We start from the raw sequence: 21822 nt of genomic DNA on the forward strand, positions 1-21822 counted from the left end.
CCTGAAAAGGTAATTCAAGATCCAGGTCTTCAACCACATACCAAGGTCAGGGTAACCATTGAAAAAGCCGAATCAGAAGCACATGGAATATATTGCTTGATATAGACCTTTCTCAAATTGTTTCTATTGATAAGCAATTGGAAGAGCAAGCCGTTGATCTCTTTTGGAAGTATCAGGATAAAAGGTGGGGAATCGTGGATTGCTCTTCAATTTAGTGATGGAGATGGCAAACTGTTCGCTCTCATTTGGCTATGACCATCATTATTGTAGAGGCCGCAAGGCAGTTTGGTTTTGCTTTACTCGACAGTTAATTTTGATTGTGGATTAAACTTTAACATCCCCTTTAAAGTCAGTTGGGATTTATGGTGATTTCCAGATGTACTATCAGGATATTCACCCCTGGGAGGTCAGCTATCAGGAGGCACTGGAGATTCAGCGAAAGCTCAGCCGTATGGTTGAGACCGGGCCGCTCAGCCAGCCGGTGACCTTGGTCGCCGGGGCCGATATCTCTTACTCGAAGATGGATGAGCGCCTGTTTGCCGCAGTTGTGGCCTTTACCTTTCCGGACCTTGAAATCGTGGAACAGGCCAAGGCCGAAGGGCGGGCCACCTTTCCCTATATTCCGGGATTGCTCAGCTTTCGCGAAGCACCGACACTGCTGACAGCTTTTGCCCGGCTCCGGCATGAGCCCGATGTCATTCTTGTTGACGGCCAGGGTATTGCTCACCCGCGACGGCTGGGTATTGCCTCTCACCTTGGGATACTCCTTGACCGCCCGACCATAGGCTGTGCCAAAACCCGGCTGAGCGGAAACTATGTCGAACCCGGAGAGCACAAAGGAGAGAAATCCCCCTTGCAGCATGGCAGGGAAACAATCGGCATGGTGCTCAGAACCCGCACCAGGACCAGGCCTCTCTTCATCTCGGTTGGCCATAAAATCGATCTTGAGACAGCAGTGTCGATTGTTTTGGCCTGCACCCGCACCTTCCGGCTTCCTGAACCCACCCGGCAGGCCCACCTGCTTGCCAATCGTCTCCGAAGGGAATTTTCTCCTGCCCATCGATTACCCGGTGAATGATATCTTTATCCTGATCAGGCAAAAGATAAATCCTTATTAGACCGTGCTGTATTGCCTGATCACTTCTCCTTGCAGCTAATCGCCGCTCCTTGCAGTTTATCTCTGCCTTTGAATATGATCAATTTTCGCCGGGTTGTACTGGCCATTCCCGAAAAATTCTCATGAGCTCCATCACTATTAGAGATATTATACCTTGACTTTTTAAGACCTTATCTATAAGATAGCATAAATCAGGTAGTGGAGTGCCATCTTTCATTTCGTGATGTATTGTGAAACTCTGAGTAAAGGAGTGTTACCGAATGAACGAGTGCTCAAATATCAAAAAGGCGATATTCCCCGCCGCAGGTCTTGGAACCAGGTTTCTTCCAGCCACCAAATCCTCTCCAAAAGAAATGCTGCCTCTGGTTGATAAGCCGATGATTCAATACGTAGTTGAGGAGGCGGTTGCCTCCGGCATCGAGGATATTACTATTGTCACCGGTCGAGGGAAACGGGCGATCGAGGATTTTTTTGATATTTCCTTTGAGCTGGAATATGAGCTGCGCAAAAGGGGCAAGGCCGAAATTCTGGAACAGATGCAAATGATATCCCATATGGCAAAAATTTCCTATATCCGGCAGAAAGAGCCACTCGGTCTTGGCCATGCCATCCTGGTGCCACGGGATCTTGTCGGAAATCAGGCATTCGCCGTCCTTCTCGGAGACGACATTATCGATGCCGATGTTCCCTGTCTCAAGCAATTGATCGAAGTTTATAACCGATACAAATGCTCGGTCATCGCCGTGCAAAGAGTACATGACGATATCTCACAGTATGGCGTTATCAAGCCGAGACATCTGGAAAACAACGTTTATCAGGTTTTAGACCTGGTTGAAAAGCCATCACCGAGTGAGGCCCCTTCCGATCTGGCTATCATTGGCCGATACATTTTAACTCCCGAGATATTCGACGTTCTCGAAAGGATAGGAATGGATAAGACCGGCGAAATTCAACTGACCAACGGTTTGCGCGAATTAAGCAAACGCCAGGCCATCTATGCCTGTGAATTTCAAGGGAAGCGCTACGACGCCGGAAGCAAGCTTGGCTTTCTCCAGGCCACAGTTGAATTTGCCCTGAAATGCCCTGGTCTGGGCGAAGAGTTCGCTCAGTATCTGGCAAGCCGAAACCTGGCGGATTTACTCGCTGAAAAAAAGACCTCTCAGGTTCCTCACAAAGCGAGTGACCATATCCAATGATAAGTCTTGAGCGATCATCTGCCACGAGGCAGTAAAGCCAGATATGCCGGCTGCTTGCCGGTGTAATATTGGGGTAAACAGGATTGATACTCTGACATGGGGAGAAGGAATGGTTTTGCCGATAACACTTATGAGCACTGTTAAGCTCAATCGGAACCGTTCTTTCACCAACATCATCCAATTCCAATGTCGTCGGATAACTGTATGTTCAGCAGGCATTACTTCAGGGTGACCCGTTAATCGAAGGGATCGTGAAATCTAGTAAGGAGGATATGCTGTGGCCGAGGGTGATACCAAAAAGAACGTGCTTTTGGATAATATACCATGCTGTTTGCCACTTTTGCCGGTTAGAGATATCGTTGTTTACCCCTATATGATTCTGCCTCTCTTCGTAGGGAGAGAAAAATCCATCAAAGCTGTCGAGCAGGCCGTTGCCGAGTACGATCGCAAAATCTTCCTTGTCGCTCAGAAAGACTCGAAAGTCGAAGACCCCAGTCCCGAGGAAATATTCCGGTTCGGAACGGTCGGCAACATCATGAAACTCCTGAAACTACCTGACGGCAGGCTGAAAATCCTGATTCACGGCCTGATACGGGCTGAGCTGAAAAAGTACAAGGAAGACAAAAACTGCTTCATTGCCAAAATAAAGAAGATCATCGAGAAGGAGAATACCGAGCATACTCTCGAAGTTGAAGCCCTGATGCGGAATGTAAAATCGCAGATGGAAAAAAGCCTCTCGCTCGGAAAAGCTCTGCTGCCGGATGTCGTGGTTATCGCCAGCAACATCGATGATCCCGGCAAGCTGGCTGACCTGATCGTATCCAACCTGGTTCTGAAGACCGATGAAACCCAGAGTGTTCTTGAGATCATCGATCCTGTCCAGCGGCTCAAAAGAGTCAATGAGCTTTTGTCGAAGGAGCTGGAAGTTCTGGCCATGCAAAAAAAGATCCAGTCCCAGGCCAAAGAGGAGATGGACAAGGATCACCGGGAGTATTACCTTCGCCAGCAGTTGAAAGCCATCCAGCACGAGCTGGGCCAGGTGGATGAGCGCACCGAAGAAATCAATGACCTGAAATCCAAGATAGAGAAGGCCAACCTGCCGGATGAGGCCAGGAACGAGGCCGAGAAGCAATTGTCCCGCCTGGCCAAGATGCACCCTGAAGCCGCGGAATCCGGTATGGTCCGGTCCTATCTGGAATGGCTGGTCGAGCTTCCGTGGAGCATATCAACCGAGGATAATCTCGACATTGCCCAGGCTTCCAGGGTGCTTAACGAGGATCATTATGACCTGGAAAAGGTCAAGGAAAGAATCCTTGAATACCTGAGCGTCAGAAAGCTCAAGAAAAATAAAATGAAAGGGCCTATTCTCTGCTTTGTCGGCCCTCCGGGAGTTGGGAAAACCTCCCTGGGAAAATCCATTGCCCGCTCTCTGGGAAGAAAATTCGTGCGCATCTCCCTTGGCGGTGTCCGGGACGAAGCGGAAATCCGGGGCCATCGCCGGACCTATATCGGCTCCCTGCCGGGCCGGATTATTCAGGGAATCAGACAGGCGGGCTCCAACAATCCGATTTTCATGATGGATGAAGTAGATAAAATCGGTGCTGATTTTCGCGGGGACCCTTCGGCAGCCCTGCTGGAGGTTCTGGACCCTGAGCAAAATTCAGCCTTCACCGACCATTACCTGGGGATACCCTTCGATTTGAGCAATGTCATGTTTATCGCTACCGCCAACCTCCTCGATCCAATTCTGCCGGCCTTCCGGGACCGGATGGAGATCATCCATCTGTCCGGCTACACCGAGATAGAAAAAATGAAAATCGCCAGACGATACCTGATTCCCAAGCAGCTGGAGGAGAATGGAATTACCGATAAAGACCTCTCTATCTCGGATCAGGCCACCCTGAAAATTATTAATGAGTATACGCGGGAGGCGGGATTGCGAAATCTGGAGCGGGAAATCGCCACCATCTGCCGCAAATGTGCAAAACGCAAAGCCGAAGGATCAACTGGCAAGATGAGTGTCGTGCCGAGAAACGTCCACCATTTCCTCGGCATCCCCTCCTATCAGAGGGAGCTGGAGTATAAATCGGACGAAGTTGGTGTCGCTACCGGATTGGCATGGACCGAGTCCGGAGGAGATATTATTCATATCGAAGCTACCACCATGAGAGGCAAAGGAGCTTTGATCCTGACCGGACATCTGGGAGATATCATGAAAGAATCCGCTCAGGCAGCCCTGAGCTTTGCACGTTCCGAAGCCGAGCACCTGGGTATTGACGGAAACTTCAATGCTGAAAAAGATATCCATATCCATATCCCGGCAGGTGCCATTCCCAAGGATGGCCCTTCGGCTGGAGTAACCATGGCTACCTCGCTGGTTTCGCTCTTCACTAATAAACCGGTCCGCAAGGATGTGGCCATGACTGGCGAAATCACCCTGCGAGGTCATGTCCTGCCGGTTGGAGGGCTGAAGCAGAAGGTTCTGGCTGCCAAGCGAATGGGCATTAACAATATCATTGTCCCCGCACGGAATAAAAAAGATATCCAGGATATTCCGAAACAGGTACGTCAGAATATCCATTTTACCTTTGCGGAAAATATGGAAGATATTCTGAATGTTGCCCTGAAGAATACGAATGGAAATTCGTAATTGGTGACTTCTCACTCTAAGGAGAACAGGTGTTTCATATCGCCACTGAGGATGAGATCAAGGCCGGGGCGGTCACGGATGTTTATTTCCAGCGCACTGAAGAAATCCTGCGGCATGAAGGGATCAATCACCAGGTTGTAGCCGAGGTGACCATGAAGGATGCTTCCCCAGGATGGAATTGGGGGATTCTGGCCGGCACGGAAGAAGTCACCCGCCTGCTGGAGGGGCTGCCGGTCAATGTCTGGGCCATGTCCGAAGGGACCCTGTTTGGCCTGGAGCAGCCGGTTCTGGTCATCGAAGGGAAATACCTTGATTTTCTAAAGTATGAAACCTCCCTGCTCGGCCTCCTCTGCCAGGCTTCCGGAATCGCCACCAAATCCTCCCGCTGCCGCAAGGCAGCCGGAAACCGGATATTAGCCAGTTTCGGAGCACGCAGAATGCACCCCGCCATTGCTCCCATGATCGAGCGCAGCGCCTTTATCGGCGGATGTGATGGCGTGGCGGTAATCAAGAGCGCCGAGCTCATTCATGAGCTGCCGGTCGGAACCATGCCCCATTCGCTGATTCTGATGCTTGGAGACACCGTCAGCGCCTGTCGTGCCTTTCACGAAACCATTGACCAGCAGATACGGCGGGTAGCCCTGATCGATACCTTCTGCGATGAAAAAGAGGAGGCCCTTCGGGTAGCCGGGCAGCTTGGTCAGAACCTGTTTGCCGTTCGTCTGGATACCCCTTCCTCCCGCCGGGGCAACATGCGGCAGATCCTTGAGGAAGTCCGGTGGGAATTGAATCTGCGGGGCTTCCAGCACGTTAAATTATTTGTCAGCGGAGGGATCGATGAGCGCAGGATCCTTGAGCTCAACCCGGTGGCTGACGCCTATGGCGTGGGGACCGCCATCAGCAACGCCCCGGTTTCGGATTTCGCCCTCGATATTGTAGAAGTCGCAGGCAAGCCGATAGCCAAACGAGGGAAAAAATCTGGCCGGAAAACGGTGCTGCGATGCCCTGACTGCTTTCAGACTCAAGTCCTGGCCGCAACCGCTGAAGGCCTCGGCATTGCTCAACAGGAAGTCATCTGCTCCTGCGGAACCCCTCTTGAACCCCTCCTCACCCCGCTCATCCACCAGGGAAACGTAGTCCGCCCCCTTCCCTCACCCCAGGAAATCCGCTCCTTCGTCCTCCGGCAACTTGAGCAGGTGACGTTAGTCTAGGTAGTGTATGCAAAGCCTGTAATTTATGTTAAGTCTTTGATATAATGAAAGTATGGAGAAGAACAACAGAGGAGAATTAACCGATGGACAATGGGAGAGGCTGAAGGCATTGCTTCCCCCACAAAAACCAAAGACAGGGAGACCTGTGGCGTAAGGCTGGTGTCTGGGACAAGATATTTTCTGTCCTCCAGGCACAGGGTGAGGCTCAAGGTGCTATAGAGTGGGAGGTGAACTTTGTTGATAGCACCATCATCAGAGCCTACCAGCATGCGGCTGGGGCAAAAGGGGAGACCAATCCACAGAGGCTCTTGACTACAGCCAGGGGGGATTCAGCACCAAGGTACACCTCAGATGTGGTTATGAGTTTACCCCAGGAGGTATAAGGAATCTCCAGAGGTCGGAGTAAAGATTTTCCCACAAGCTGGTTCAGCAAGGAGAGAGGTCTATACTTTATCCCCTGCTGCTAAGGCCACCTCCCTTTCAGGGACTCACTTGTGTTCGCCGCCTTGACAGCGCTTTCGTTTCGCGTAAAGGGCTGCTCAAGTGGTGCAGAGAATTTTCTTTATCGGTGGCTATGGAAACCCGTTTACCACTGAGGCTTTGCATACACTGCCTAGAAACAGTAGGAATAGGGAATAAAGAAAAGTTTATATGAAGTCATGTTCAAACATTCAACCATTGACTTACAAAAATTAGAAAAAGGAGGATTAAAAATGGTTGATAGCATTGATGTCCATGATTTACCGGAAGAGGAAGTTAAATTTATTCAGGAATTCACAGAGTTTATAAGACAGAAAGTAAGGAGCAATAAAGTGCAAAAAGGAGAAGAAGGGATAGAAGAAGAGATAACAGAAGAAAAAGCCCTTACCGCCCATTCTTCAAATGTAATTGGTAAACTTACGAGAAGAGAAATCTATGACTACCTCTAATCTTGCACTCTTGGATAGTAACATTCTCATTTATAGACATCAGGCTCTTTCGGAGTTTCACACCAGGACAAGAGCACTGTTAAGGAAAGGATTTAAAGGTGATTTGCTTCTTGGTATCTGTCCTCAGGTTCTCAATGAATTTTATGCGGTAATTACCAATCCCAGACGGGTGACCGATCCTATATCGCCAGCAGAGGCGGTTAGAGAAATTGAGACATACATTAAAGCTAAAAATATCATAAAAGTATATCCTAAAGAGGATATCTTTGATGTAACTATCCATCTCTTGAAAACCTATAAGATCAACGATAGAGATATTTTTGACCTGCAATTAGTGGCTACGATGATCTCTAATGATATTACCTGCCTTTATCCATATAACCAAAATGATTTTTCCAGATTTAAAGAGATAGAAGTATTAACACCGTAGATTATAGACTTTCTCCCCGTTGGTTGCCTTAACCGTCCACAAGGAAAGCGGTATCGTGCTGCCGCAGTCCAAAGCGGCTGCCGCTGCTTTTTGCCTTGTTCGTTTGCAAAAAGATGAGGAACCTGTGCCTGGCAAGGAGGATTGAACCCTTACCTTACCCCATCCCCCTCTAACAGCTCCACTGCCCGCGGTTTCTGATGGCCTGGAAGCGGTGCCAGATCTCAATGAGGAACCAGTTTTTCAGGATCCATCCGATATTCATCCGCAGCAGGCGGGTGGGCCATTCGAGCTCTTTTTTCTCACAGATGGTGTTTTCACTCAGCTTGCGGACCCTGGCTTTGAGCTTCTGCATTTGCCGGTCCCGCTCGGCATCGTCGGATATCAGCATGATGTCGTCGATCTCCTTCATGGCCTTGATGGCCAGTTGCATCCGCTTCTCCGTCCGCTCGGCCTTTTTCGGATTTATCAGGCCATAGCGGGCCTTCAGGCGGTTGAGGATCATTCCGGCCTCATAGGAGCTGTCGACGATCTCGCTTCTGGTCATCCACCTGGTTTCGTAGCTCAAGACATATTTCCAACTGGGGCTTTCCATTGCCCGGCGATGCTCTTCCACCGTGCGGCAGAGGATTTTGTAGCCGAATTTTTCGGGATCCTCGTAGGCCTCGCTCCCCGGATCGATAAAGGGGGCATAGGGAGAGATAAAGGGGATCAGCCGTCTGGTATGGCCAAATCGTTCCAGCAACAGGCGGCAGTAGTCAACGGTGTTCAGAACCGACTGATAGGTCTGCTTTGAAAGGCCGATCATGAAAAAAAGGTCGATGCGCCGGCAGCCAAGGCGCAGCGAGGTATCGATCATCCGCTCCAGTTCCTCGTTGCCGTAGGGGCGGCCAAAGGTCCTTCGGACCTCTTCATCGTGGGATTCAGGGGACATTTCGATATTGAAGTTTGGCACTGCATCGGCTATCATTTCGAGGATATCGTCGGCGGGCGGGACAAAGAACTCCACGGCTACGGGATTGCGGATTTTCTGTTTCTTCAGCTCCTTCAGCAGCCGCAGGGCATACTGACGGCCCGGCTGCATCATGTCGCCGATGATGATGATCGGGGCATTCAGGTTGTTGTCGATGGTCTTCATGTCCCTGGCCAGCAATTCAGGATCCCGGTAGGCGGGCTTGGGGCGGTTGCAGTTTTTCCGGAAGGCGTAAGCCGCTCCTCCGCAGGTCCGGCAGGTGTGGGTGCAGCCCCGGACATTGAAAACCGCCGTAGCAGGATAGTTCAGCCAGTTCTGGTAGGGAGTATATCCGTGGAGGTCACGGTATCGCATGACCTTTTTCATGATATGGGAATAATCGATTTTAATGTCGTCAAGATCGGCCGGTACATTGGTCAGGGGATTGACCTGCACCTTTCCCTGACTGTCCCGCCAGGTGAGGTTGGGAATATGGTCAACCTTGGGGGCAGTGTGGCCATCGGCTTCCTTGAGCGCCGAGATGAGCTGGCGCAGCGGCTCCTCGGTCGAGTCTCCCCGCATGACGTAGTCGATCTGGGGATAGCAGCGGATCAGTTCTTCATGGAAGTAGGTGGAAGAAAGCCCTCCGAAGATAACCGGTGTTGCGGGATGGTATTTTTTTACAATCTCAGCCAGAGCAAGACTCCCCTGGACATGGGGCATCCAGTGCAGGTCGATACCGAAGATGCGGGGATGGAGGTTTTTAATCTCCTCTTCCACATTGTATCGTTTGCTTCGCAGCATCTTCAGGGCGATGTTGATGATCCGGACATGGAATCCGAACCGGCTGAGGTATTCGGAAATGCTGGTAAAGCCGATCGGATACATCTCAAAAACCGGTGTCGAAGGAACCAGATCGCTGATGGGTCCAAAGAGAATGGCTTTTTCTCGAAAATCATAAACGGTTGGCGGATGAAGCAATATCAAATCTGCTTCCTGTCTCATGGTGCTTCCCTTCTTTTTTTCAAAATTCTTTTATCCCCCAGTCTCATAGTCAAATTCGAAGTGTCGAAATATTCGAGCAGAGCAATAGCGTACTTTCTGGAAAATCCGAATAAATCCTTAAACTCGGCTACCGAGATATCAGTTTTGTGCTGAAGATAGCTCTGCAGCTTCTGCTGGATCTGCGACAGGGCCTGCTGATGAAATAACAGTCCTTCTTTCAGCTTGATCAATGTGCCTTCGTCGATCAGGTGCTGGATCAGTCTGGCAACATCGATGCCGGACGCATGGCAGGTCTGTGCCACTTCATCGAGGCCCGGAGGCTGATAGCCTGCCTGGCGGCACATGTCCAGGATTTTGGCTTTCTGTTTTTCCTCCTCCGGGGTCAATCTGATCTGGTGAGTAGACAGGCTCAGGGTTTTCTCCTGGACAATGATTTTCCCCTGCTCCAGCAGCGAGGAAATGATCCGGGCATACAGCCGGGAATCAAGGTCCGGATGCAGGCGGACTTTCAGCTCCTCCCTGGACATTCCCGATTTCAGGGCAAACCGCTGGTGAAAGCTGGTCAAGGTGTCAATTGCCGCACTCACCAGGCCGTGGAAGACCTCCTGATGAATGACCCATTGGTCGAGCGGATCGATGACAACAATCCGCTGCTTTGCCTGCAAATGTCCAAGATGACCGGCTATTCTGTCCTGATCGAGATTGAGGCGGGTTGTCAGACGGGCATTGTTGATTCCCTGGATTCCCGCCTGACGGACGATGAATTCAAGGCGCGTCAGATCATCTCCCTCTTCCAGAATACGGAGCCCAGAAAGGACCGCCGCATCAGACCGCCGGTGCCGGGATGGAAGGTTGTCGATGATGTTTCCGCCTCCGATGGTGATGACCGGAGAATAGGAGCGCACCACAAAGCGGTCTTTGGCCATCAGGGCCAGGGGGGATTCGAGCTGGAATTGAACCAGGGCCTCCTGACCGGGTGCAAGCTCCTCCTCCTTGTCGAGCAGGACCGCTCTGGCCAGCACCTCCGATGTTCCGGCATGAAACCGCAGGCGGGCCCGGTTCTTCAGCGGATGAGGAGCGGACGGGAGAAGGGAAATTCGCCCGTCGAGAAGATAGGAGGCCTGCAAATGGGAAGGCAGTGATACCACATCCCCGCGGGTCAGGTCTGCCTTTTCCACGCCATGCAGGTTAATGGCCACCCGCTGTCCGGCCAGGGCCTCTTCCACCGACTGGTTATAGACCTGAATTCCCCGGATCTTGGCCTGTTTCCCGCCGGGGAATATTTCAACGGTCAGGCCCTTTTTCAAAGTCCCCGATAAGAGCGTACCGGTAACTACCGTCCCGAATCCTTTCATGGTGAATATCCGGTCAACCGGCAGCCGGCAGATACCTCCCGGATTCCGGGGCGAAACGCTTTTGGCCAGTTCTTCAAGGCCCTTGAGCAGAGCCGGGATCCCCTGGCCGGTCGTGGCCGAGACCGGAAAGATGGGGGCGTTTTCCAGGAAGGATTCCCGGACAAAACTCCTGACATCATCAAGGACCAGCTCCAGCCACTCCGGATCAACCATGTCTGTCTTGGTGACCACCACGATCCCCTTCTGGACCTGGAGCAGACGGCAGATATCGAAGTGCTCGCTGGTCTGGGGCATGACCCCTTCATCAGCGGCGATAATCAGCATCACCGCATCGATGCCGGTCACTCCGGCCACCATATGCCGCACAAACCGCTCATGACCCGGCACATCGACAATGCCAAGGCGCTCTCCATCCGGCAGGTCCAGATGGGCAAATCCCAGCTCGATCGTGATTCCCCGCTCTTTTTCCTCCTTCAGCCTGTCCGTGTCAATGCCGGTCAAGGCCCGAACCAGGGTCGTTTTCCCATGATCAATGTGCCCGGCGGTCCCCAGGATAATCCACTTAGAGTCCATCCCAAAGCTCCATTCCAAATAAAGAAAAGACACCACACAGACACAGAGACACAGAGAAAAGCACAGGATGTCGCGGTGTCTTTATCTTTTTCAAGGTATCACCTCGCATCGCTTCCCCACTGTTCGAGAATTTGTCTGCCTGCCTGGATAATCTCCGGCACATCCTCATCCTGAATGGTCCGCAGGCTCAAAAGAAACCGTCCATGATTGATGCGCCCCAGAACAGGAGGCTGATTCAGGCGAAACCGCTCCTCGAGCTGGTTGATTTCTTTTCCGGATGAGGAGATGGCCACCGAAAGGGAAGGAATGTTGTGCAGGGGAAAGGAGCCGCCGCCCACCTGGGCATCGTCATCGACCATCTCGATACTGACAGTATCATCATCATGCCGGTCTGAGGCCAGACCTTCCAGTATCCGTCTCCCCCGCTCCTCAAGCTGCTGACGGGAGGCGGTGATCATGCGCAGGGTGGGAATTTTCTGCAGAACGTCCGGTTCCCGGTACAGCTTGAGCGTACTCTCAAGAGCGGCCAGGGTCATTTTGTCAGGCCGCACAGCCCTGGTCAGAGGATTTTTCCGCAGAAGTCCGGCATATTTTCCCCTGCACAGGATAATCCCTGCCTGCGGCCCGCCCAGGAGCTTATCGCCGCTGAAGGTTACAATCTCTGCCCCCTGCTGAATGATCCGGGAAACAAGGGGCTCATCCAGCCCGTAAGGGGAAAGGTCGGCCAGCATGCCGCTTCCAAGGTCGCAGATGACGATCAGCCCCCGTTCCTTACCCAGGTGAACCAGTTCCGGAAGGCTTGTTTCTTCCGTGAAGCCCACAATCCGGAAATTACTGGGGTGTACTTTCAGAATGGCTGCACTGTCTGATGTAATCGCCTGCCGGTAATCCTCGATGCGGGTTTTATTGGTGGTGCCGACCTCCACCAGCCTGGCCCCTCCCTTTTTCATAACCTCCGGAACCCGGAAAGATCCGCCGATTTCTACCAGCTCTCCCCGGGAAACGATTACTTCCCGGGATTCGGCCAGGGTATTGAGAACCAGCAGAACCGCAGCCGCATTGTTATTTACCACCAGAGCATCTTCTGCGCCGGTCAGATGACAGAGCAGCCGGGTGATGGAATCCCCGCGCTTTCCCCTCTTTCCGGTCAGGAGGTCATACTCGAGGTTCGTGAAGCAACTGGCCGCCGTGGTAACCCTTTCCACCGCCTCACCGGCTAAAACAGCCCGTCCGAGATTGGTATGCAGAATAATCCCCGTAGCATTGATCACTCTTCCCAATTCAGCATACTGGGTTCTCTGAAAGTACAGGTCCACTTCTTCCAGGACAGAGCTTGCCGAAACCCGGAATTCTTCAAGCTCCTGCGGGCTGGTACAGGATAAAATCCACCCTCTTTTCCCATCAAGAACCTGCCTGATCCCCTCAACCAGAATCCACCTGGGATACCAGGAAAATCTTTCCCCCCTGGCTGCGGCATGGTGAAGGATTGATTCCACCGAAGGTATCGATCTGAGGCAGGCAGTTTGCAATTCACTCAGCATACAAGCCTGTAACAGTCAGATAATTAATTCATAAGGTGCCGGTAAATGTCAGTAATTACTTTTGGGACTATTCGTCTTATCTATAAAGGTATCACAGCCCGGCCAAAATCTCAAGGCTTGATTTGGAAGTCCCTGGAAAGTCTCATCAGGCATCCGAGCGGCTTTCGCGCTCCGGCGGCATCAAAATATGATGCTTTTTCATGAAATATCCCAGGTTCCTTCGGTCAATTCCCAGCAGCTTGGCTGTTCTGCTTTTAACCCAATTGGCCCGGTCAAGGGCATTGAGGATTATGATTCTCTCGTACATCAATAACTGGTTTCGTAAATTAAGATCCTTGGCCAGCAGCTTCCTGTCCATCGGGATGCTTTCAGTCGGAGAGACCGCAGGCTGGTGATTCTCCCTGATATGGGCAGGAAGAATATCCGGATATATTTTATCCCTGCTTTCGATAATCATGGCATTCTCGATAACATTTTTCAATTCCCGGATATTGCCCGGCCAGTCATACTTTACGAGCAGTTCCATAGCCTCGCTGGAAACTCCCTTCACTTTAGTCTCCATTTCATTGCTGTTATGCTGAATGAAATGCTCCAGCAGGGAAGGGATATCCTCACGCCGATCTCTCAGGGGAGGAAGAAAAATAGTAATGACGCTCAGCCGGTAATAGAGGTCTTCGCGGAAGGTTCCCTTTTGAGCGGCATCCTTGAGAATGACATTGGTCGTGGCGATAACCCGGACATCCACCTTAATGGTTTTACTGCTTCCCACCGGCACGATCTCGTCTTCCTGGAGCACACGCAACAGCTTGGCCTGTCCGGCCAGCGGCATATTTCCAATTTCATCGAGCAGTATGGTCCCTTTATTGGCCAGCTCAAACCGGCCCTTTCGATCCGACAGGGCACCGGTATAGGATCCCTTCACATGACCGAACAGTTCACTTTCCAGCAATGTCTCGCTTAAAGCCGCGCAGTTCACCTTGATAAAGGGCCGCCCATTCCGTAAACTGTGCTTATAAATCGCATTAGCCACCACTTCCTTGCCTGTTCCGCTCTCGCCCTGAACCAGTACTGTTGACTTTGTCTTGGCAATGATTCCAATCAGGCGGCAAATCTCTTTGATCTTCTCGCTCTTACCGATGATATCTGCTTGAACGTAATCCTGACCCATAATCAATACATCCCCCCGATCAATGTGAACAGGTTCCAGTTTCATAAGGGATCTTTCTCGCGCACCTCCATAAGGTGAGCAAATCCTATGCCAGCTTAAATTTTATCCCCCCCGCTCATTTTTATGCCCATAGGTGACTATAATTCTTCAGACAATCTATCCGACCTCATGAGGCTGCACGGCGCTCCAGACAACGGGAGAGAGCCGCCTGGCATGAAATAGATTTCATATATGAAAATATTTTCATACTAGTTCAGAAATAGTATATTTCCATTCATAGTGGCATTTTTACGAACTCACGGCTATCTTATCTGTTGATTTTCTGATCTCGATACGATAAACTAGAGTATTCTGATAGTATACTTTTTTCCCTTAACGCGAGGAGCATGAAGTCGAGTATGGAAGAAATAATTCAACTTGATCCGATCATCCAGCCATCGCCAGACCAATGGTATGGCGTGCATACCCGATCTCGTCATGAGCAGGCGGTTTACGAGCGACTGACAAGTAAATCCATCCATACCTTTCTCCCCAAAATGGAGGTCTGGAGTGCGCGAAAGGACAGGCAAAAGCGGATTAGAGTGCCGATGTTTCGGGGGTACCTCTTTATCCGGGCCAACCTGGAAAACCGGCTCTGGCTTACTGTCCTGCAAACTCCGGGAGTCGCCCGGATCATCAGTAGCAACGGCAAGCCGGTACCTATCCCGGAAAACCAGATTTCCTCGATCCAGACCATTCTGGAAAACGATACGGTCGTCACTCCCTATCCTTATTTGAATATTGGCGAAAAGGTACGAATTGTGGCCGGCCCCCTTAAGGGGGTGGAAGGAATTCTTCAGCGATTTAAGTCGAATAAACAAAGACTTATTCTCTCGGTAGACCTTCTTCAGCAGTCAATCTGTGTTGAATTGAATACCATTGAAGTAGAGCCGATTAATTTCTAACTGCCGAGGGGAAGACTGCTTACCGCGTTCAGAGGAAAAATTTCTTTTCCCTCGATAAAATTCCCCGCCATTTTCCGAAAAAAACCCGCACTGGCAATCATGGCTGCATTATCGGTACACAGGAGCGGCGGGGGGTAAAAGAGCCGCAAGTTCAATTTTTGCGCACTGTGCTCCGCCCTGGTCCGGAGGCAGGAATTACAGGCCACGCCGCCGACCAGAACCAGTTGCTCTATCCCCTTGATCCGGCAGGCCCTGACGGCTTTGGTAACCAGGATATCCACCACCGCCTCCTGGAAGGAGGCGGCAATATTCCGCACCTCAGGAGAAACCTCGTCGTGCGGGGAGCCCGCTTCAGGAAGCACCAGGGAACCCTGCCGGGAGCGGACATGGTTTAAAACCGCCGTCTTTAATCCGCTGAAACTGAAATCGAAGCTGTCTTTTTCCAGGTATGCGCGAGGGAATTTAACCGCCGCCGGATTGGCGGTTTTGGCGAGCCGGTCAATTATCGGCCCTCCCGGATAGCCCAGTTGCAGGATCTTGGCAACCTTGTCAAAAGCCTCGCCTGCCGCATCGTCCCTGGTTCCGCCCAGGAATTCGTAATCCGTATGACTGTGAACGGCAAAAAGGCTGGTATGCCCGCCGGAAACCAAAAGAGCGATAAAGGGGAATTCCAGGGTGGGATAAGCCAGGAAGATCGCCTTGATGTGCCCTTCGATATGATTGACGGGAATAAGGGGCTTATGCTTCAGGTAAGCAAGCGCTTTGGCGACCGATACTCCCACCAGCAGTGAGCCGATCAGTCCTGGGCCAACGGTCACGGCAATGGCCTCGAGGTCATCGAAATCCATCCGTGCTTCCTGAAACACCTGATCCAGGATCGGAATGATGGCTTCCATAGCCTTGCGGGCTGCAATTTCCGGCACTACCCCCCCGAATCTGTGATGGACTGCAATCTGGGAGGCTATCTCCTGGGCCACAATGTGCACTCCATCCCGGACAATGGCCACTGATGTTTCATCGCAGGAGGATTCTATGCCTAAGATGTTCATACTAATACCCCCCCATGAACAAGCAATAACCCGCTATAACACTAACTGATTTAGTATTTCTCCCGCAGAGACGCAGAGGCGCAGAGGATATCATTTGCCAGTTGACATATGGCCATGACAAGATCAACACTATAGTTATCTCTATATCATTTTTGGTCATTCTCTGCGCCTCTGCGTCTCTGCGGGAAATCGTTTACATTTTGTATTTCTGGGCAACCCCTTACTTATTTCACCAGCTCCGATACCCTGACCAGGGTGATACCCTTGTCCCGGAACTTCGAAGCCGACTCCCTCAATGCCTGAATGGTCGCCGGATGAAGATGCCCTATGCCCACGGCCTGGCCATCCTTCAATGCCGTGTCGATCAGGAGGTCAATCTGACGACGGATAGAGCTGACACTCTTCTGGTTGTCTAAAAATACCTGCCGGCGGGCACTCGGAACCTCAAGGGCCTGGGCGATTTCATAGCCGACGCTTCCTGGCGTGGTCCTGCTGTCAAGAAAATATAATCCACGGCTTTTCAGCTCTTCGAGAATCACCTGCATGGATTTTCGGTCCTCCAGCATCAGGGAGCCCATGTGATTATTCACTCCCCTGGCCCCCGGCACATCCCGCAGGCCGGAGTCAAGGATTTTGAGCATCTCCTCTTTACTCATGCCAACCTGTAAGGTGTTCTTTTCCCAATAGGCCAAAGCGCATTGGCGTGGCTGCATGGGAAGGTGGAGGATGATTTCCCATGAGCGGTCATGGGCCATCTGGGCGCACTGCCGGGAAAAAGGGTGATGGGGCAGAATGGATACATTCAGGATGAGGTTCAGGTCAAACAGTGCCCTGGCCAGCTGGCGGTTATACCCCAGGTCATCGATCACCAGGGCGACCCTGGCTCTCTGCTTTCGCCTGGCCGCAGGATGCCGCTCTTCGGAGAGAATCCTGCTCTGGAAGATCAGGATGTAGCTTGCGGTATTTGTGTCTTTACTCCCCAGGAAGAAAACCATCTGCCGGTGCGAAGGGGAAATCGTTTCTTCATGGCTGGTGAAGACTTTTCCGCCACGGGCTTGAACCAGATCAAGAACTGTCTTACGGATTTTCGTCCACAGGCCCCTGTCCCCAAGCTCGATTACCCGCTTCAGCGGCAGCGAAGAAGAATCCTCGCCGCCGCTGGCAGTAACACCTTCAAGCCCCAAATCAGACAGGGCTGTTTGAAGAGCTGAATCGAATTCCTGTGCCCAAAAGAAGCGTTTTTCTTCTTCATTCAGAATATCCGGCGGTGGCGGGATAAGCGGGGAGCCCTTCCCCCGGCTGAAGAACAGGGACTTTGCATATTCAGCGCCCTGGTGGAATTTATCCGCAAGCCTGCTCGTGGTGATGGAGAGGAAGCCCAGGATCAGGAAGAAACCTGCCAGAGCCAGAATGATGCCGGCAGGTTTCCCTTTGTCGCTTCGCTTTCTTTTTTTCCTTCTTCCCATCTTCTTCTCTGGACAAGCTTACAGTTTTTTGCTTGCCTCGAGAATTTTGGAAGCTTTAATAATATCGATGGCACGCTGCAGCTGCAGGTCCTCGAAGTATTTGGCCTCATCACCCTCTTTGGTCTTCGGTGAGTTGGGATCAGGCTGCGGCTCTGGCGGGGGAGCCTCTTCTTCACCCTCCGGCTCCAGATTCTTTTTCCGGTTTTCCATATCGACCAGATCCTTTTCCCTGATGGCATGCTCCTCCGAAATGACCATTTTCTTATCTTCCAGGCGCATGTTCTCAACGACGATATCCGGTGTAATTCCCTTGGCATGGATGGAGGTGCCTTTTGGAGTATAATATTTGGCCGTGGTCAGGCGCAGGGCGGAACCATCCGATAAGGGGTAGATAGTCTGAACCGACCCCTTGCCGAAGGTTTTGGTTCCCACCAGTACCGCCCGGCCCCAGTCCTGCAAGGCCCCGGCCACGATCTCGGAAGCGCTGGCACTGCCTGCATTGACCAGGACAACCATGGGCATGCCCTTGGGGATGAGAGGATCATGGGTTGATTTGAAGGTAATGGTCTGCTCCTCCCCTCTCCCTCTGGTGGTGACAATCACCAGTCCTTTAGGCAAAAACTTGTCGGCCACATCTACCGCCACGCTCAGCAGTCCGCCGGCATTGAACCGCTCATCGAGAATAAGTCCGTCAAGTTCCTGAATCTTCATGCCCTTGAGCTCTTTCACCATGTCCGTGGCGGTATTTTCCTGAAACTGGCGCAGCCGGATGTAGCCGATTTTCTTGTCGATGACCTTTGAGCTGACACTGGCCAGTTTGATGATTCCCCGGGTAACGGTGAAATCCTTGGGTTTTTCGAACTCCTTGCGCATTATGGTCAGGGTCACTTTGGTCCCTTTCGGTCCCTTGATTCTCTTGGCCGCTTCGGTCAACGACATGTCACGGGTCGAGACATCGTCGATTTTTAAAATCTGGTCTTCGGATTTCAGACCCATCTGAAAAGCAGGCGTACCTTCAATCGGAGAAACAATGATCAGCACCCCGTCACGGATGGAGATTTCGATTCCGATGCCCTCGAACTTGCCCTGAGTATCAACCTGCATCTCCTTATACATGTCCGGTGTCATGAAGGAGCTGTGAGGATCAAGGGTCTGGAGCATGCCTTTGATAGCGCCGTAGACCAGATCCTTGACCTGGAATTCATCCACGTAGTTGCCCTGCACCTTGGAGAGCACCTCACTGAAGATCCTGAGATCCTCATAGGATTCCTTTCCGGATACTACGGCCCGGCTGCCCAGACTGAAGATTCCTCCCATGAATAAAGCCATAATGAGAAGAGCATAGAGAATAATTCTTTTCTTCCTGTGCACTGCTTTTTCCATTTGTATCTCCTTAAAGTTTTTATCTATAACTTTAGTTACCTGCCATTAGGTTACTGTAGCCATATTAAGGGGTCTACAGGATTTCCCCGGAAGCGGATCTCAAAATAGACCTGCGGACTGCTCACACCTCCGGTATCACCAATCCGGGCGATGGGTTGTTTCTCCTGGACGGAGTCCCCGGAATTTACCAGCAATTCCGAGGCATGGGCATAGACACTGCAATACCCTTCTCCGTGGTCCACAATCAGCAATTTCCCATATCCAAGACACCAGTCCGCATAGGCCACTCTTCCTGGATAAATAGAGCAGATTTCCTTCCCAGCCGGGGCCTGAATAGTGACTCCTTTTCTCCAGGTTGCATTCCCCGCTGTGCCGGTGGGTTGTTTGCCGAAAGGAGAAGAGGAAACGATCTTTCCCTGGACAGGCCAGGGGAGCTTGCCCCTTCTGGCTGCAAATCCGGACGCAGGAGAAGGTTTGATCTGCTGCAGGCGGCGCTTCTTTTCCAGATCGGTCAATAATGCCTGAAGATCGTTTAATCGGTTCGATAATCCCTGATGGGCAAGACGGTATTCATTTTCCCGGGCCCGAAGTGCCTTGAGGTGCTTTTCTTTCTCATTTTTCTTTTGGATCCACGCTCTTTCCTGTTCGGCTGCGCTTTTTTGAAGCTCCTCGATTTCCTGCTGATGAAGATACATCTTTTCTTTTTTAATCTTAAGCTCTTCTATTTGATGGGAAAACCGCTGGATCAATCGGGAATCCTCTTCGGCAATCAATTTCATGTAGCTCACCTTCCGCCAAAGTTCAGTCATGGACTCAGCTCCCAGAATCACCCGCCAGAATCTCAAGGGTCCTGCCTGATATACTGATCGAAGGCGTAAGGCCAGGAGATTTTTCTGCCTGGCCACAGAGCCCTGCTCTCGGTTGATCTCAAGGCTCAATTCTTCCTGCTTCAGCTTAACACTATTTATTTTATCGTCCAGTATGGCGCGTTTATACTTGTACTTTTCCGCTAATTGATCGCAGAGTTCAATTTTGCGGAGAACTTCCTCCTCTCCGGCCCGGGTTTTTTTCAATCTGTTCTCACTCTCCCGGATTTGCTGCTCAATCGCCTTTACCTTTCCCTGCGCCTGATTGATTTGCTGCTGCAGCGAGTCCTTTTTATTTGCCGCATACCCTGGGGAACTGAAAAGAGCCGCCAGAAAAAGTACCACGGTTTTCAACAACAGGATATCATAGCTGTTTTCTCTCCAAAAAGCAATCATTTCCAAGCATTATCCTATCTTTAGGCCGAGCGGAGGGATAATGAAACCACGGCCCCGAACCCCCCGATAACCGAACCCAGAACAAGGACCAGAATCACTTTTTCCAGTTCCAGAAAGGTGATGGCAGATGCCCCGAAAATCAGATTTACCAGGGGGCTCACTTTCCAGCAGAAGGCATGGTATACTGCGGCTGAGATCGCAATCGCCAACCCCCCGCCGAGAAAGCCCTCAAACATCCCCTCAAAGAGAAAGGGAAGACGGATATACCACTCGCTTGCGCCTATGAGTCGCATGATCGAAATTTCCTCCCGCCGCCGGTCAATGGTCAGATGAATCGTGCTGGCAGTGATAAACAGGGAAATGATGGCCAGTATGGCCCCCAGGAGGGACAGAACCAGACGGCTGACCGATACCAGGCTGGATAACCTTTCCACCCATTCAACTCCCCCCTGGATACTTTCCACTTCGGGCTGTCTGGACAGATACTTCATCAGGGACTTTAACCGGGCAGGCTCTTTCAGAGCGGGATCCAGGAATAATTCAAAAGAGGCAGGCAGCGGGTTGGTATCAAGGCCATCCAGAAGTCGTGCATCCCTGCCGAGCGAATTTCTGAATTCCTCCAAGGCCATAGCCTTGGAAACATAGCGGACTCTGGAGATTTCAGTTATGCTGGCGAGTACCTGCTGCAGCCGCCCGGTTTGCTCGCGGGTAAGATTGTCCCGCAGGTACACAACAACCTGAAGATTGCTGGCTGAGTCAAGGGCTTTGGAAAGATTGGAAAGGGCCATGAAGTACAGGCACAGAAGAAGCATCGAGCAGGCGATGCTCATTACGGCGATACCGGCGGGTATTCCGGCAGATCGAAGATCCTGGAGCCCCTGGCGAAGGAGGTAGGACAGTTGGCGAACCTTAGCAGTGAACAATTTTACCTTCTCGCAGGTAAATGACCCGCTTTTTCATCTCCTCAATGATCCGCAGGTTATGCGTTGCCATCAGCACCGTTGTCCCCTGGATATTGATATCGGTAAAAATCCTCATCACGTCCCTGGCCGCGTCCATATCCAGGTTTCCCGTCGGCTCATCCGCCAGGAGTAAGACCGGATCATTGACCACGGCCCGGGCAATGGCTACCCGCTGCTGCTCGCCCCCCGACAGCCTCTTCGGATAGTAATCCATCTTGCGCTCGAGGCCAACCCGCCTGAGGCAATTCCATACCTTCCGCTCGATTTCGGGTTTTGGTTTGCCCAGGACCTGCAACAGGTAGGCGACGTTCTCAAACACCGTTTTGGAGTGAATCAGTTTGAAATCCTGAAAGACTACCCCCATTTTCCGGCGCAGATGGCAGATCTGGCTGCTCTTGATCTTACCGATATTCCTGCCGTTAACGATGATTTGTCCGGAAGATGCCTGCTCCTCCCGGAGAATGAGCCGCATCAGGGTCGTCTTTCCGGCTCCGCTCGGCCCGGCCAGGAAAACCATCTCTCCCGGATCGATTCGCAGATTGATGTCAGTCAGAGCACTGCAATGGCCATCGAATGTTTTATGGACATGAAACATTTGGACGATAGCCGATAAAGAGGCCGAGATCGGGGCC

The 21822-nt window shown here is 51.6% G+C and carries 17 protein-coding genes and 1 pseudogene; 8 read left to right on the forward strand and 10 right to left on the reverse strand.

The window, feature by feature from the left end:
- The first annotated feature begins 376 nt into the window (after window positions 1-376).
- From nfi to AB1611_10645, 7 genes and pseudogenes are all read left to right on the forward strand, one after another.
- Window positions 377-1078, forward strand: a complete 702-nt coding sequence (gene nfi / locus AB1611_10615; GenBank protein MEW6380042.1) for a deoxyribonuclease V — start codon at window positions 377-379, stop codon at window positions 1076-1078.
- Window positions 1079-1377: 299 nt separating this feature from the next.
- Complete coding sequence (gene galU, locus AB1611_10620; GenBank protein MEW6380043.1) at window positions 1378-2313, forward strand: UTP--glucose-1-phosphate uridylyltransferase GalU; 936 nt, start codon at window positions 1378-1380, stop codon at window positions 2311-2313.
- A 277-nt stretch (window positions 2314-2590) separates the two neighbouring features.
- Window positions 2591-4963 (forward strand): endopeptidase La, encoded by a 2373-nt coding sequence (lon, locus tag AB1611_10625; GenBank protein ID MEW6380044.1) that lies wholly within the window; start codon window positions 2591-2593, stop codon window positions 4961-4963.
- A gap of 29 nt (window positions 4964-4992) precedes the next feature.
- Window positions 4993-6174, forward strand: coding sequence for a nicotinate phosphoribosyltransferase (locus AB1611_10630; GenBank protein MEW6380045.1), 1182 nt, complete (start codon window positions 4993-4995; stop codon window positions 6172-6174).
- Between the two features lie 52 nt (window positions 6175-6226).
- A pseudogene (locus tag AB1611_10635) lies at window positions 6227-6526 on the forward strand (IS5/IS1182 family transposase).
- Between the two features lie 307 nt (window positions 6527-6833).
- A complete protein-coding gene (locus tag AB1611_10640; GenBank protein ID MEW6380046.1) occupies window positions 6834-7103 on the forward strand; it encodes a hypothetical protein in 270 nt (89 codons plus the stop codon).
- Window positions 7090-7533, forward strand: a complete 444-nt coding sequence (locus AB1611_10645) for a PIN domain-containing protein (GenBank protein ID MEW6380047.1) — start codon at window positions 7090-7092, stop codon at window positions 7531-7533. Before AB1611_10640 ends, AB1611_10645 begins: the two co-directional genes overlap by 14 nt.
- A gap of 169 nt (window positions 7534-7702) precedes the next feature.
- Here the strand turns inward: AB1611_10645 and AB1611_10650 are convergent, their stop codons facing one another.
- The 4 genes from AB1611_10650 to AB1611_10665 form a co-directional block, all read right to left on the reverse strand.
- A complete protein-coding gene (locus AB1611_10650; protein MEW6380048.1) occupies window positions 7703-9487 on the reverse strand; it encodes a TIGR04190 family B12-binding domain/radical SAM domain protein in 1785 nt (594 codons plus the stop codon).
- A complete protein-coding gene (selB, locus tag AB1611_10655) occupies window positions 9484-11415 on the reverse strand; it encodes a selenocysteine-specific translation elongation factor (protein ID MEW6380049.1) in 1932 nt (643 codons plus the stop codon). Before selB ends, AB1611_10650 begins: the two co-directional genes overlap by 4 nt.
- Window positions 11416-11513: 98 nt before the next feature.
- Window positions 11514-12956 carry an L-seryl-tRNA(Sec) selenium transferase gene (gene selA, locus AB1611_10660; GenBank protein MEW6380050.1) on the reverse strand — a complete coding sequence of 481 codons (1443 nt, stop codon included), beginning with the start codon at window positions 12954-12956 and terminating at the stop codon, window positions 11514-11516.
- Between the two features lie 145 nt (window positions 12957-13101).
- Window positions 13102-14169, reverse strand: coding sequence for a sigma 54-interacting transcriptional regulator (locus AB1611_10665; protein MEW6380051.1), 1068 nt, complete (start codon window positions 14167-14169; stop codon window positions 13102-13104).
- 353 nt (window positions 14170-14522) lie between these two features.
- Here AB1611_10665 and AB1611_10670 point away from each other — a divergent pair, with 353 nt between their 5' ends.
- Window positions 14523-15068: a UpxY family transcription antiterminator gene (locus AB1611_10670; GenBank protein MEW6380052.1), complete on the forward strand. Its 546-nt coding sequence runs from the start codon at window positions 14523-14525 to the stop codon at window positions 15066-15068.
- On the opposite strand, the gene tsaD is transcribed toward AB1611_10670, so the two are convergent.
- From tsaD to ftsE, 6 genes are all read right to left on the reverse strand, one after another.
- Entirely contained in the window at window positions 15065-16117 is a 1053-nt protein-coding gene (gene tsaD / locus AB1611_10675; protein ID MEW6380053.1) for a tRNA (adenosine(37)-N6)-threonylcarbamoyltransferase complex transferase subunit TsaD, read from the reverse strand. The two genes, AB1611_10670 and tsaD, sit on opposite strands and share 4 nt — an antisense overlap.
- Before the next feature lie 224 nt (window positions 16118-16341).
- Window positions 16342-17583 (reverse strand): divergent polysaccharide deacetylase family protein, encoded by a 1242-nt coding sequence (locus tag AB1611_10680; GenBank protein ID MEW6380054.1) that lies wholly within the window; start codon window positions 17581-17583, stop codon window positions 16342-16344.
- 18 nt (window positions 17584-17601) lie between these two features.
- The gene (locus AB1611_10685) at window positions 17602-18966 is read right to left on the reverse strand and encodes a S41 family peptidase (GenBank protein MEW6380055.1); all 1365 of its coding nucleotides are present in this window, start codon (window positions 18964-18966) and stop codon (window positions 17602-17604) included.
- A gap of 50 nt (window positions 18967-19016) precedes the next feature.
- Window positions 19017-20228, reverse strand: coding sequence for a peptidoglycan DD-metalloendopeptidase family protein (locus AB1611_10690; GenBank protein MEW6380056.1), 1212 nt, complete (start codon window positions 20226-20228; stop codon window positions 19017-19019).
- A 20-nt stretch (window positions 20229-20248) separates the two neighbouring features.
- Window positions 20249-21151 (reverse strand): permease-like cell division protein FtsX, encoded by a 903-nt coding sequence (locus tag AB1611_10695; protein MEW6380057.1) that lies wholly within the window; start codon window positions 21149-21151, stop codon window positions 20249-20251.
- Window positions 21138-21794, reverse strand: a complete 657-nt coding sequence (ftsE, locus tag AB1611_10700) for a cell division ATP-binding protein FtsE (protein ID MEW6380058.1) — start codon at window positions 21792-21794, stop codon at window positions 21138-21140. The genes AB1611_10695 and ftsE overlap by 14 nt, the downstream gene beginning before the upstream one ends.
- Window positions 21795-21822 lie beyond the last annotated feature (28 nt).

Source organism: bacterium (genome assembly GCA_040755755.1).
In the GTDB taxonomy this organism is placed as follows: Bacteria; SZUA-182; SZUA-182; order DTGQ01; family DTGQ01; genus DTGQ01.